Below are 14,422 nucleotides of genomic sequence, written 5' to 3' on the forward strand. Positions count from 1 at the left end.
TTATTTATTCACGTTTTCCCATTTCCAGTTTTGAACTTCTGGAATGTCGTCTCCGTTTTCACGGATGTAGTCATGGTGGAAGGCGATTGTTTCGTCCATTTGAGCTGCGAATTCAGCTGCTTCTGGTCCAAGAGCTGCATTAGCTGCATCTTGTGCCAAGTGGAAGCGATCCAACTCAGACATCACACGCATATCAAATGGTGTGGTGATATCTCCGTTTTCACGGTAACCATGTACACGAAGGTTATGGTTGTGACGGTTGAAGAAGATATCACGAATCATGCCTTCGTAACCATGGAAGGCAAAGATGACTGGTTTATCAGTTGTGAAGACTTTGTCGAACTCTTCATCTGAAAGTCCACGCGCATCAACGGATGGGTGACGCAATTTCAAGATATCGATAACGTTAACAAAGCGGATCTTCAATTCTGGGAAGGCCTTGTGCAAGATTGTGATGGCTGCAAGAGCTTCTAAGTTTGGCTCTGTACCTGCAGCGGCAATAACAAGATCTGGCTCTTCATCTGCTGAAACAGTTGATGCCCAATCGATCACCTTGTATCCTTCACGAACCAATTCTTCTGCTTCAGCTGCTGAATAGAATTGAGGACGTGGGTGTTTAGAAGAAACAATCAAGTTGATCACATCTTCTCCCTTGAAGGCTTCATCCATCACTGCAAGCAAGCTATTGGTATCTGCTGGCAAGTACTCACGGATGTATTCAGGAGTTTTCTCAGCCAAGTGAGTCAAGATACCTGGATCTTGGTGAGTGTAACCATTGTGGTCTTGTTGGAAGACAGTTGAAGTTGCAATCAAGTTCAAGGCTGGGTAGTTTTTACGCCATGTTGTATGGGTCTTAGACTTACGCAACCATTTGAAGTGTTGAGTGATCATAGAATCTACAACACGAAGGAAGGATTCGTAAGAAGCGAAGAATCCATGACGACCTGTCAAGACATATCCTTCAAGCATACCTTCTGCTTGGTGCTCTGACAATTGAGAGTCAATGACACGACCAGCAGGGCTCAAGGCTTCATCGTAGTCTGGTTTCATACGTCCTAACCATTGACGGCTTGTACGAGTGAAGACTTCTTGAAGACGGTTTGATTTGGTTTCGTCTGGACCAAAGATACGGAAGTTATCTGGGTTCGCATCTACCAAGTCTGCCGCATACTTACCAAATTCGATCATGTCTTGAGCCATGATTTCACCTGGTGTGTTGAATTGAAGGGCATGTTTCTTCCAATCAGCTGTGTTCATTGGTTTGATCACACCAGCATTTGTGATTGGGTTCATCGCCATGCGACGGTCACCTTTTGGTGCAATTTCCGCAATTTCAGGAACTAGTTTACCAGTTTCGTCGAACAATTCAGCTGGACGGTAAGATTCCAACCATGAAAGAAGGGCATCAACATGCTCCATGTGGTGAGCATCTACTGGGATTGGCACTTGGTGCGCACGGAATCCACCTTCGATTGGTGTTCCTTCCCATGCTTTTGGACCAGTCCAACCTTTAGGAATACGAGCAATCAAGACAGGGTATACTGGTTGAGTTGCTTCTTCAGCAGAACCTTTACGAGCTTCTGCTTGGACTTTCTTGATTTCTTCAATTGCTTCGTCCAATTTTTCAGCAAACAAAGCGTGTGCAGCTTCGTGGTCTTCTGAAATTGCAGTAACATTCGCAAAGATTGGTTTCCAACCAAGACCTTCAAAGAAGAGGGCCAATTCTTCGTCTGTTTTGCGCTCGAAGATGGTTGGGTTGTGGATCTTCCCACCATTGAGGTAGAAGATTGGAAGGATAGCCCCATCGTTGACTGGGTTCAAGAAGGTATTTGACAACCATCCTGCCATCAATGGACCTGTTTCTCCTTCACCGTCACCGATAACTGTAGCAGCAATCACATCTGGATTATCCAATACAGCACCTGCAGCGTGAGAAAGGGCATAACCAAGTTCTCCACCTTCGTGGATAGATCCTGGTGTTTCAGGCGCCGCGTGAGAAGCGATTCCTCCTGGGAATGAGAAGATCTTACACAAGTGTTTGAAACCTTCTTCATTTTGTGGGATGTTTGGATTTAATTCAGTATAAGAACCATCTAAGTATGAGTTCGATACCATTACTTGTCCACCGTGACCAGGTCCTTCAATATAGAACATATCCAAGTCGTATTTGTTGATGGCACGGTTCAAGTGAGCATAGATAAAGTTTTGCCCTGGTACAGTTCCCCAGTGTCCGATTGGGTGAGCTTTCAAGTCATTTTCAACGACTTCGCGCTTCAACAATGGGTTATCTTTCAAGTACATTTGAGCAGCTGAAATGTAGTTGGCTGCACGCCACCAAGCGTCTACTTTATCCAAGTAAGCTTTGCTGTTATAATCGACAGTCATCTTGTCTCCTCACAATTTCTAGACAGGTCTGTTGAACAACCTGTTCGTTTGATCAATAGTTTAAACAATCTGTTTTCACGTCAAACAGATGATATTGAAGAAAATATTCAATATTACCTCTATTTTATCAAGAATTTCCCTTTTTGTACATCAGAAAGTAAGAAAAATATTCTTTGAACGTCAAATTTTAATTTCCCACTAAAGTGGTCCTATTCCCTACAGGGATACGTTTTAAAAAAAGACTTCGCTGATTTTTACAAACCAGCAAAGTCCCAAATGAAATGGAGTCGGTTAAATGACTTTTTGACCTTTCTTGTAGACATCTGTCACGAGATTTGTCGCAAAGAAATAGAAGAGATAATCTAGATTTGGTGCATCAAAGATGGTAATGTCAGCCTGTTTGCCAACATCGAAAGAGCCGATTGTTTTAGCACGATCAACTGAATAGGCTGCATTGATGGTCACCGCATTGAGAATTTCTACTGGAGTTAGGCGCATCATGAAGCAACCCAGATGCATGGCAAACTGAAGATTGGCTGTTGGACAAGACCCTGGGTTGCTGTCCGTTGTTAGGGTAATGGCCATGCCAGCGTCCAACATCTTACGAGCCGGTGCATAGGTATCTTCCATGAGGCTGAAGGTTGTAGCAGGCAAGAGATTGCCGATAACTTTTGCTGCAGCTAGTTTTTGAATGCCTTCATCGGTAATCACCATCAGGTGTTCTGCGCTGGTGGATTGCAATTCAGCCGCTACGTCAACACCTCCAATAGACTCAATTTCATCCGCATGGATCCGTAACTTGAAGCCCATTTCCTTAGCTTTCGAAAGAAGATAGCGAGATTCATCTGCTGTAAAGACCCCTTTTTCACAGAAGATATCACAGAACTCAGCTAACTGTCCTTCTTTCACTTTCGGAAGCATTTGTTCCACAATAAGATCTAAATATTCTTGGGAACGGCCCTTGTACTCTGTAGGAATCGCATGGGCTGCCATAAAGGTAGATACCAAGTCTATTTGATGATCCCGATCCAGTGCAGCGACAACATCCAACTGGCGTTTTTCAGTTTCCCAATCCAAACCGTAACCGCTTTTCGCTTCAACGGTTGTCACCCCATGGCGCAACATGTAGTCCAACAGTCGTTTGGACTTGTCATAGAGGGTGTCAAAAGAAGCTTCCCGTGTCGCCCGAACGGTGCTTAGAATCCCTCCGCCTTGGGCGAGGATGTCTAAGTAAGAAACACCTGCTAATTTTTTAGCAAATTCATGCTCCCGACTGCCTCCATAGACTAAGTGGGTGTGGCAATCAATCAGGCCAGGGGTCGCAACTTTTCCTTCACAGGATTTTACTTCTGTATGGTCATCGATCAGTTCTGGGGCTGGTTGCCCTGTCCCAACTGAAAGAATCTTTCCATCTTTAATGGCGATATAAGCATCTGAAAGAATTTTTGCCTCTGTCATCTCCTTCCCATAGAGAGGATGACCCAGATCATTTGGACAAAACAATTGGTAAAAGTGGGTTAATAGGATATCAGCTGACATATGAAACATTCCTTTCTATTTCCATCGTTATTCATTTTACAATTCTACAGAAAAAGCGTCAAAAAAAAGTCAAAAAGTTTTCCTCTCATTTTTTTTTGCTTTATTAAAAATTATATTTTTTTTTGACTCTTTATTGACGTTTCTTGGATACAATAAAGAAAATACAAATTCACAGTCCAACTATAAGGAGGGTTCTGCTATGTCATTTATAGACGAGAAAGAAATTGCAGCTGCTATGTCTGTCAAACTTGACTTTGATGTCCTACCTGAAAAGGCGACTTTTCAAGAAGGCATTCGTCGTGCACCGGATAGAGGCTTCCGCTTAACGCAGGCTCAGACCGAAATTGCCCTTAAAAATGCTTTGCGTTACATTCCTAAAAAATTCCACCAAGAGTTGATCCCAGAATTCCTAGAAGAACTGAAAACTCGCGGTCGGATCTATGGCTATCGCTTCCGTCCAAAAGATCGCATCTATGGAAAACCAATTGATGAGTACAAAGGAAAATGCACTGCTGCTAAGGCTATGCAAGTCATGATTGACAACAACTTGAGCTTTGAGATTGCCCTTTATCCTTATGAATTGGTTACTTATGGAGAAACAGGATCTGTCTGTGCCAACTGGATGCAATACAACTTGATCAAGAAATACTTGGAAGTGATGACAGAAGACCAAACCTTGGTCGTTGAATCTGGTCACCCTCTTGGCCTCTTTAAATCGAAACCAGAAGCTCCTCGCGTCGTCATTACTAACGGTCTCTTGATTGGTGAGTATGACAATATGCACGACTGGGAAATCGCTGAAGAAATGGGCGTTACCAACTACGGTCAAATGACGGCTGGTGGCTGGATGTACATCGGACCTCAAGGGATCGTTCACGGTACCTTTAACACCCTTCTCAATGCTGGTCGTCTTAAACTCGGTGTGGCTGATGATGGCGACTTAACTGGTAAACTCTTTATTTCATCTGGTCTCGGTGGGATGAGTGGCGCTCAAGGGAAAGCAGCTGAAATTGCAAAAGCGGTTGCCATTGTCGCTGAAGTCGACCGCTCTCGGATCGAAACGCGCCACTCTCAAGGCTGGATTAGTCAAGTGACCGACAGTGCGGAAGAAGCTGTAAAATTAGCTCAAGCAGCACTGGAAGCTGGTGAATCAACTTCGATTGCCTACCATGGTAATATCGTAGACTTGCTTGAATATGTCAATGAACACCAAGTTCACGTTCATCTCTTGTCTGACCAAACCTCTTGCCACAACGTCTATGATGGTGGCTATTGCCCAGTTGGTATCAGCTTTGAAGAACGGACACGTTTGTTGGCAGAAGACAAAGAAACCTTCCATCGTTTGGTCGATGAAACCTTGGCTCGTCACTTCGCAGTGATTAAAGATTTGACGGCTAAAGGCACCTACTTCTTCGACTATGGTAATGCCTTCATGAAATCTGTTTACGACTCAGGGATCAAGGAAATTTCTAAGAATGGTTTGGATGACAAAGACGGCTTCATTTGGCCATCTTATGTAGAAGATATCATGGGACCTATGCTCTTTGACTATGGTTATGGTCCATTCCGTTGGGTCTGCCTCAGCGGTAAACACGAAGACTTGATTGCAACTGACCACGCAGCAATGGAAGCGATCGATCCAACTCGTCGCTACCAAGACCGCGATAACTACAACTGGATTCGCGATGCTGAAAAGAACCAATTGGTAGTGGGTACACAAGCTCGTATCCTCTATCAAGATTGTATGGGTCGTGTCAACATTGCTTTGAAATTCAATGAACTCATTCGCCAAGGCAAGATTGGACCGGTCATGATCGGACGTGACCACCACGACGTATCTGGTACAGATGCTCCATTCCGTGAAACATCAAACATCAAAGATGGATCAAACGTTACTTGTGATATGGCGGTTCAATGTTACGCCGGTAACGCTGCTCGCGGTATGAGTCTTGTTGCTCTCCACAATGGTGGTGGTACTGGTATCGGTAAAGCTATCAACGGAGGATTCGGTCTCGTTCTAGACGGTAGTCACCGAATCGATGAAATTATCAAATCTGCGATTTCATGGGATACCATGGGCGGGGTTGCTCGTCGGAACTGGGCACGGAACGATCATGCTATTGAAACAGCGATCGAATACAACCGTCTCCATGCAGGAACAGACCACATCACTATTCCTTATCTTGCAGACGAAGATTTGGTCAAAGATGCGGTTCAAAAATTGTTTTAACATCAAAAAATAAAAATCTGAGAAAGGGGAGGAAAATGCAAAAGACTCCTCCTCCCCACTTCTCCTATAAAAAGAGGTAATTATATGGCAAAAATTGTTGAGTGTATTCCGAACTTTTCTGAAGGACGCAATCAGGCTGTGATCGACGGATTGGTAGCCACAGCAAAAAGCATCCCAGGTGTCACTTTACTCGACTACTCGTCTGATGCTAGTCATAACCGCAGCGTCTTTACACTCGTTGGGGATGAAGAAAGCATTCAAGAAGTAGCTTTCCAATTGGTGAAATATGCATCTGAAAATATCGATATGACCAAGCACGAAGGCGAACACCCTCGTATGGGGGCAACAGACGTTTGTCCATTCGTTCCGGTCAAAGATATCACTACAGCTGAATGCGTTGAAATCGCTAATAAAGTGGCCGAACGCATCAATCGCGAATTAGGTATTCCAATCTTCCTTTACGAAGATGCCGCAACTCGTCCAGAACGGAAAAACTTGGCTAAAGTGCGCAAAGGACAATTTGAAGGAATGCCAGAAAAATTGTTGGAAGAAGACTGGAAGCCAGACTACGGCGAACGCAAGATTCACCCAACTGCAGGGGTTACAGCCGTTGGTGTCCGTATGCCACTCGTTGCTTTCAATATTAACCTTGACACAGACGACCTAGATATTGCCAATAAAATTTCTAAAATCATTCGTGGATCAAGCGGTGGATACAAATACTGTAAAGCGATCGGTGTCATGCTAGAAGATCGTAACATCGCCCAAGTCTCTATCAACATGGTCAACTTGGAACAATTCCCATTGTATCGTGTCGTTGAAACCGTTCGTTTCGAAGCACAACGCTATGGGGTTCGAATCATCGGAACAGAACTCATTGGACTGGCTCCTGCTAAAGCTTTGATCGACTCAGCTGAATACTACTTGCAATTAGAAGACTTTGACTACAGCAAACAAGTCTTGGAAAATCACTTGTTAGGTTAGAAAGGGGATCTATGAAACTAGTTGACTTAAGTATTACAGAGTTTGCCAAGGTCCTTGGTTCAGATGCTCCAGCTCCAGGTGGTGGTTCTGCTGCTGCCCTATCTGCTGCGAATGGGATTTCCCTTACAAAAATGGTCTGTGAACTGACCATTGGTAAGAAAAAATACGCTGAATTTGAAGACCACATCAAAGGGGTTCACGAAAAAAGTGCCCACCTCCAAGACAAATTACTAGAAGCCATTGACAAAGATACAGAAGCTTTCAACGTCGTATCAGCTGTATTTGATCTTCCAAAAGAAACGGAAGAAGAGAAAGCCGCTCGTCGTGAAGCCATGCAAAAAGCTTTGAAACAGGCAACTGAATCTCCTTTCTCTATGATGGAGCTCATCGTTGAGGCGCTTGAAACCACCAAAGAAGCTGTTGGCAAGTCCAACACCAATGCGGCGAGTGACTTAGGGGTGGCTGCTCTGAATCTCAAAGCTGGCCTTCAAGGGGCTTGGCTCAACGTCCTGATCAACATTTCAGGAATCAAGGACCAAGACTTTGTCCAAGAATACCACGGCAAGGGTCTCGAACTCCTCCAAACAGGCTCTGATCTTGCAGACAACATTTACCAAACCATTTTAGAAAGTCTATCTTAAACCTAGCAAACAAATATTATCTTAAACCTAGCAAACAAATATAAAGAAAGAAGGGATTCTATGGTTTTATCGGATATTGAAATTGCCAATTCTGTCCAAATGAAGCCCATCACCGATATCGCTGCTGAACTTGGATTGACCGAAGACGACATTTCGCTCTACGGAAAATACAAGGCCAAAATCGATAGCAACCAACTGGAACAACTCAAGGATAAGGAAGATGGAAAGCTGATCCTCGTGACAGCCATCTCTCCGACACCTGCTGGAGAAGGAAAGACAACCACCTCTGTCGGCTTAGTCGATGCCCTCTCAGCTATTGGTGAAAAAGCCGTCATTGCTCTGCGCGAACCTTCTCTTGGCCCTGTCTTTGGGATCAAGGGTGGAGCTGCCGGTGGTGGATACGCCCAAGTGGTTCCAATGGAAGATATCAACCTTCACTTTACCGGAGACTTCCATGCCATTGGGATTGCCAATAACCTGCTTGCAGCTTTGATTGACAACCACATTCACCATGGAAATGAGTTGGGCATCGATTCTCGTCGCATCACCTGGAAACGGGTGGTCGACATGAACGACCGTCAACTCCGCCATATTGTCGATGGCCTTCAAGGAAAAACAAACGGGGTTCCTCGTGAAGATGGCTTTGACATCACAGTGGCTTCTGAAATCATGGCTATTCTCTGTCTCTCAGAAAATATCCTTGACCTCAAAGAACGCCTCGATCGCATCATTATTGGGTACAACTACCAAGGACAACCAGTCACAGCTAAAGACCTCAAGGCTGGAGGTGCTATGGCAGCCGTCCTAAAAGATGCCATCCATCCAAACTTGGTACAAACCTTAGAACATACTCCTGCTATCATCCACGGCGGACCTTTTGCCAATATTGCTCATGGCTGTAACAGTGTGCTGGCTACTAAACTAGCTCTCAAATATGCAGACTATGTTGTGACAGAAGCTGGTTTTGGAGCAGACTTAGGCGCTGAAAAATTCATTGATATCAAGTGCCGCATTGCCGGACTCAAACCTTCTGCCGTAGTCCTCGTCGCAACCATCCGAGCCCTCAAGATGCATGGTGGAGTTGCCAAAGCGGACTTGGCTACTGAAAATGTCCAAGCTGTTATCGATGGTCTGCCAAACCTAGACAAACACTTGGCCAACATCCAAGAAGTCTATGGCCTACCTGTGGTCGTTGCCATTAACAAATTCCCACTGGATACAGAGGCAGAGCTAGAAGCTGTCTATGAATCTTGTAAGAAACGCAATGTAGATGTTGTCATTTCGGATGTCTGGGCACATGGTGGTGCTGGTGGACGCGATCTAGCTGAAAAAGTCATTCAACTAGCTCAAGAAGAAAACCACTTCTCTTATGTCTATGACCAAGAAGACAGCATCGAAACAAAATTAACCAAGATTGTCACAAAAGTCTATGGTGGTAAAGGTATTAGCTTAACACCAGCAGCCAAACGCGAACTCAAAGAATTGGAAGCTCTTGGCTTCTCAAACTACCCAATCTGTATGGCCAAAACGCAATATTCCTTCTCAGATGATGCCAAGAAAATGGGAGCACCAAAAGATTTTACTGTTAACATCAGCAATCTCAAGGTAGCTGCGGGAGCTGGCTTCATTGTAGCTCTCACGGGTACCATCATGACCATGCCTGGCCTACCAAAAGTACCTGCCAGTGAAAAGATTGATATCGATGCCCACGGCAATATCACTGGTCTCTTTTAAGAAAGAAGGCGTCCTATGGTGACTATCCTTCATCTTACCCCCGCAGATTATCAAATTTCTACCTGGTCCGGTGGCCAAACCACCCAACTCTTTCTCTCCCCAGAGGGAGGAAGCTATCTAGATCGGACATTTGACTTCCGCCTCTCCACTGCAACGGTAGAGGTTGAAAAAAGTAACTTTACCGATCTCACTGGCTACCACCGAATCTTGATGCCCTTGAATGCCTCCATTCGACTCAACCATCAACAGAAAGAAGTGGTTTTGAACCCCTTTCAAAGCTACTTCTTTGATGGGGGAGATCCTGTATCTAGCCAAGGGACTTGTCAAGACTTTAATTTGATCTACAAACCTACTTATCAGGGGCATATGAGTGCTATATCCCCAAAAAAGAGTGTCAAAAGTCAGAGTCGCTATCAATTGATCTATGCTCTCTGTCCGCTAACACTAAAATGGGGAACAAATCATTCTCAAATCCTCCAAACTCACGAGCTCCTGGTGATCGAACAACCATCTCCCCTTCAAGAGATGACAATCACGTTTTTACCCCATCAGTCTGGGGAGCAACCGATTGCTATCTGGACTGGACTACAATAATGTTCACAAAGGAGAAACATTATGAACGGAGCACATAAACAGTCGATTGAGGAACAAGAAAAAGCGAAATTCAGCTTTAGTGGTGCCACTCTATACGGTATCAACGCCGTAATCGGATCTGGTATCTTCCTCCTCCCTCAAAAAATATATTCTGGCCTCGGACCAGCCTCTCTAGCTGTCATGTTCGGAGTAGCTATTCTTGTCATGCTACTATCAGCCTGTCTAGCTGAAACGGCTGGCTACTTCGATAAAAACGGTGGAGCTATGCAATACTCAAAAGCCGCTTTTGGAGACTTCGTTGGCTTTAACGTTGGGATTCTCGGTTGGGCCGTTACTATTATTGCCTGGGCTGCCATGTTAGCCGGCTTTGCTAAGATCTTCATCATTACCTTCCCAGCATTTGAAGGCTACAACCTTCCGATCAGTATCGGTATGCTGATTCTCTTGAGTCTGATGAACATCGCCGGTCTGAAAACCTCTAAGATGTTCACTCTGACAGCTACTGTTGCAAAATTAATTCCAATTGTCCTCTTCTCGCTCTTTGCCATCTTCTTCATTTCTGGCGGGGTAAGCAAGGGCAACTTCACACCTTTCCTTCAATTGGAAAGTGGAACAAGTCTCTTCAGCTCTATTTCTAGTACAGCCGTCTACATCTTCTACGGTTTCATCGGATTTGAAACCATGTCTATCGTTGCAGGGGAAATGCGCAACCCTGAAAAGAACGTTCCTCGCGCTATTCTAGGTTCTATCAGTATTGTATCTGTTCTCTACATGTTGATCATCGCTGGAACAATCGCCATGCTTGGTGGTCGCATTATGCAAACCGGTGCACCGGTACAAGACGCATTTGTCGAAATGATTGGCCCTATCGGAGCTCCACTCGTTTCTTACGGAGCCCTCATTTCAATTGCCGGTCTAAACATTGGTGAATCCATCATGGTCCCTCGTTTTGGTGCCGCATTAGCAACTGAAAAACTCTTGCCAGAGGGTCTTGGAAAAACAAACTCTAAGAATGCTCCTGTCATTGCTATTATCATTTCTGGTATCTTCGCCTTCTTACTCTTGTTATCTGGCTCTTTCGAATCATTAGCAACCTTTAGTGTTGTCTTCCGTTTCTTCCAATACATTCCAACTGCTTTGGCAGCCATCAAACTCAGAAAAATGTACCCCGACAAAAAGGTTACCTTCCGAGTACCATTTGGTCCTGTTATCCCTGTTCTAGCTGTTGTGATCAGTATCTTGATGATCGCAGGGGACAACCTAATGAACTTTGTCTGGGGGGCCATCGGTCTCGTGATTGCAAGTGGACTTTACTTTGTTTTCCACGGCGATAAACTACATAAATCGAAAACCCTTCCTCACTAATTTTCTTTACACAGTAGATGGGAACGTAGACGGGAGCGAAGCTCGGTTTTGCTCCCTAACCCATCTAAGACTCCACGAATGTCAAACCTGAGCCCTTTTCTCTAAGACTCTTCTCAAACTTCTTAAGATCAATAGACAATGGGCTCATGTTTGGTATTCAAACTGAAGTATACACATCTACTTCCACAGAACAATTATTCATAATCGGAGGTTTTATATGACTCAATTGATTCATTTAGACGGCAATAGCTTAACACTCGAAGACGTCATCGCTGTCGCTCGCCATGGTGCCCAATGTGAGCTTGACGAACAAGCAAAAGAAGCTGTCGTCGCATCCCGTAAAATTGTCGATGATATCGTCCGTGAAAAACGAGTTGTCTATGGTGTGACCACTGGCTTTGGTTCCCTCTGTAATGTCAGCATTTCTCCAGAAGATACAGTTCAACTGCAAGAAAACTTGATCCGAACACACTCATCTGGCTTCGGTGATCCACTTCCTGAAGATGCCGTTCGTGCCATCATGCTGATCCGTATCAACTCGCTCTTGAAAGGCTATTCTGGCATTCGTTTGTCAACTGTTGAAAAGCTGTTAGAATTACTTAATAAAGGAGTCACTCCTTATATTCCTGAAAAAGGCTCTCTCGGAGCTTCTGGAGACCTCGCTCCTCTATCTCACATGGTTTTACCAATGTTGGGACTTGGACAGGCCTACTACAAGGGGCAACTCTTAAGCGGTCAAGAAGCTCTCGACCAAGCTGGTATTGAAAAAATCCAATTGGCTGCCAAAGAAGGGCTTGCCTTGATCAATGGTACAACCGTTCTAACCGGTATCGGAGCTCTTGCGACTTATGATGGTATCCAATTGCTCAAACTCTCTGATATCGCTGGTGCTCTCTCAATGGAAGTCCACAATGGGATTACCAGTCCATTTGAAGAAGACCTTCATACCATCCGTCCTCAAAGTGGACAATTGGCAACCGCTCGCAATATCCGCAACCTCCTTGAAGGAAGCAAGAACACAACGGTAGCAACCCAACAACGGGTCCAAGACCCTTACACACTCCGTTGTATCCCTCAAATCCATGGAGCTAGCAAGGATTCTATTGCTTATGTAAAAGAAAAAGTTGAAATCGAAATCAACTCTGTGACAGATAATCCAATTATTACTAAAGAAGGCCACGTCATCTCCGGCGGGAACTTCCACGGAGAACCAATGGCACAACCATTTGACTTCCTAGGGATCGCCCTTTCTGAAATCGGAAACGTATCTGAACGTCGGGTGGAACGCTTGGTCAACAGCCAGCTTAGTAAATTACCATCCTTCTTGGTTAAACACCCTGGACTCAACTCAGGCTTCATGATTACCCAGTATGCGTGTGCATCCCTTGCATCTGAAAACAAAATCTTGTCTCACCCAGCTAGCGTCGATTCTATCCCATCTTGTGAAAACCAAGAAGACTTCGTCAGCATGGGAACAACAGCAGCTCGTAAAGCGGCTGAAATTCTTAAGAACTCCCGTCGCATCGTTGCTACTGAAATCATGGCAGCCTGCCAAGCCTTGGATCTCAAACCAGAAAATCATGAACTTGGTAAAGGTACAAAACCTGCCTATGACCTGATCCGCAACAAGGTTTCCTTCATTGAATTTGACAAAGACATCGAAATCTTTGAAGAACTCAATAAGGCATCTGCTGTTGTCGAAAGTGAAGAATTCTTAGCAACTATCGAAAAAGTAGTTGACTTAAGCATTCAATACTGATACAGTAAAGATATAACAAAAACAGAGGCTGGCGATTTTCTCAGCCTCTGCATGCTTTCAAAAAATATAAGGGAGGCAACGACCTTGCTCACAAACTACTATCCAATGACCTATAGCTACTACCAAGGTAGCATCGAGGACAATCCCTACACTGCCAAATGGGGAATGGTCACCAAATTTTTAGACCTAAACGATGAGACCCTCACTCCATTTGAGGGGATGACCTTTGGGATCATCGGCTTTAAGAGCGACAAAGGAGTCTATATCAACAATGGGCGCGTAGGAGCGGTCGAGGGTCCTACAGCTATCCGTTCTCAAATCGCTAAACTTCCATGGCACTGGGGAACCAATGTAACAGTGTATGATGTGGGAAATATCGACGGGCCCAACCATTCGCTAGAAGAACTCCAAGAAAGTCTCTCACAAGCGATCCAGCGCATGTACCAATTAGGAATCCAACCCATCGTCCTAGGAGGCGGTCACGGAACTGCTTACGGCCACTACCTAGGGATCCAATCGAGCTTGAAAAAGGATGAACAACTGGCTGTGATCAATCTGGATGCCCATTTTGATCTGCGTCCTTACGACCAAACCGGGCCCAATTCTGGAACGGGATTTCGTCAAATGGCTGATCACGCCAAAGAAAAAGGTCAGGACTTCCCTTACCTCATCCTTGGGATCCAAGAACACAATAACAACCTCTTCCTCTTTAATTATGTCGCTAAAACACCAAGCATTGATTTCTTAACTGGCCAAGATCTCTTCCAGATGAGTCACCAAGCCATTCTTGATCGAATCGATCAATTTTTAGAAAACCAAACCGCGATCTATCTGTCTATTGATATGGATTGCTTTGCGGTCGGCTCTGCTCCTGGTGTTAGTGCCATCCAATCACTTGGTGTCGATCCTAAACTAGCCCTCCTGCTTCTCCAACACATTGCTGCCAGTGGCAAACTAGTCGGATTTGATGTCGTGGAAGTTTCTCCTCCTCATGACATTGACAACCATACTTCAAACCTTGCTGCGACCTTTATCTTTTACTTGACCCAAATATTGGCGCAACAAAAACTGAACTAGGAAGATTTCTACACACATAAAAAGCATAGAAACACCCATTACTAGGGTATTTCTATGCTTTTTCTTCATTTTCAGACACAACGATTTTTGCCTGAAAAGAGGACAGGCCACTTA

At 44.6% G+C, this 14,422-nt stretch carries 10 protein-coding genes; 8 read left to right on the plus strand and 2 right to left on the minus strand.

Translation table 11 applies throughout. The annotated features are described in order from the left end of the window. Both O3626_RS07490 and hutI read right to left on the minus strand, forming a co-directional pair. Complete coding sequence (locus O3626_RS07490) at nucleotides 1-2,385, minus strand: phosphoketolase (protein ID WP_371496180.1); 2,385 nt, start codon at nucleotides 2,383-2,385, stop codon at nucleotides 1-3. A gap of 291 nt (nucleotides 2,386-2,676) precedes the next feature. Beyond that, nucleotides 2,677-3,924 carry an imidazolonepropionase gene (hutI, locus tag O3626_RS07495; protein ID WP_371496183.1) on the minus strand — a complete coding sequence of 416 codons (1,248 nt, stop codon included), beginning with the start codon at nucleotides 3,922-3,924 and terminating at the stop codon, nucleotides 2,677-2,679. A gap of 199 nt (nucleotides 3,925-4,123) precedes the next feature. Here hutI and O3626_RS07500 point away from each other — a divergent pair, with 199 nt between their 5' ends. The 8 genes from O3626_RS07500 (at nucleotide 4,124) to hutG (ending at nucleotide 14,308) form a co-directional block, all read left to right on the plus strand. Continuing rightward, the gene (locus O3626_RS07500) at nucleotides 4,124-6,154 is read left to right on the plus strand and encodes a urocanate hydratase (RefSeq protein ID WP_371496185.1); all 2,031 of its coding nucleotides are present in this window, start codon (nucleotides 4,124-4,126) and stop codon (nucleotides 6,152-6,154) included. A gap of 84 nt (nucleotides 6,155-6,238) precedes the next feature. Beyond that, nucleotides 6,239-7,138: a glutamate formimidoyltransferase gene (gene ftcD, locus O3626_RS07505; protein ID WP_049515960.1), complete on the plus strand. Its 900-nt coding sequence runs from the start codon at nucleotides 6,239-6,241 to the stop codon at nucleotides 7,136-7,138. A gap of 11 nt (nucleotides 7,139-7,149) precedes the next feature. Beyond that, the gene (locus O3626_RS07510) at nucleotides 7,150-7,779 is read left to right on the plus strand and encodes a cyclodeaminase/cyclohydrolase family protein (protein ID WP_371496187.1); all 630 of its coding nucleotides are present in this window, start codon (nucleotides 7,150-7,152) and stop codon (nucleotides 7,777-7,779) included. A gap of 60 nt (nucleotides 7,780-7,839) precedes the next feature. Continuing rightward, the gene (locus O3626_RS07515) at nucleotides 7,840-9,513 is read left to right on the plus strand and encodes a formate--tetrahydrofolate ligase (protein WP_315377439.1); all 1,674 of its coding nucleotides are present in this window, start codon (nucleotides 7,840-7,842) and stop codon (nucleotides 9,511-9,513) included. Between the two features lie 15 nt (nucleotides 9,514-9,528). After that, nucleotides 9,529-10,107 carry a HutD family protein gene (locus O3626_RS07520; protein ID WP_371496189.1) on the plus strand — a complete coding sequence of 193 codons (579 nt, stop codon included), beginning with the start codon at nucleotides 9,529-9,531 and terminating at the stop codon, nucleotides 10,105-10,107. Nucleotides 10,108-10,128: 21 nt separating this feature from the next. Continuing rightward, a complete protein-coding gene (locus O3626_RS07525; RefSeq protein ID WP_371496192.1) occupies nucleotides 10,129-11,472 on the plus strand; it encodes an APC family permease in 1,344 nt (447 codons plus the stop codon). A 217-nt stretch (nucleotides 11,473-11,689) separates the two neighbouring features. Beyond that, nucleotides 11,690-13,231, plus strand: coding sequence for a histidine ammonia-lyase (gene hutH, locus O3626_RS07530; RefSeq protein WP_342977409.1), 1,542 nt, complete (start codon nucleotides 11,690-11,692; stop codon nucleotides 13,229-13,231). Nucleotides 13,232-13,315: 84 nt separating this feature from the next. Next, nucleotides 13,316-14,308 (plus strand): formimidoylglutamase, encoded by a 993-nt coding sequence (gene hutG, locus O3626_RS07535; RefSeq protein WP_371496195.1) that lies wholly within the window; start codon nucleotides 13,316-13,318, stop codon nucleotides 14,306-14,308. The last annotated feature ends 114 nt before the right edge of the window (nucleotides 14,309-14,422 follow it).

Origin of the sequence: Streptococcus sp. 20925_1_77 (assembly GCF_041432125.1) — a bacterium.
Classification (GTDB): Bacteria; Bacillota; Bacilli; order Lactobacillales; family Streptococcaceae; genus Streptococcus.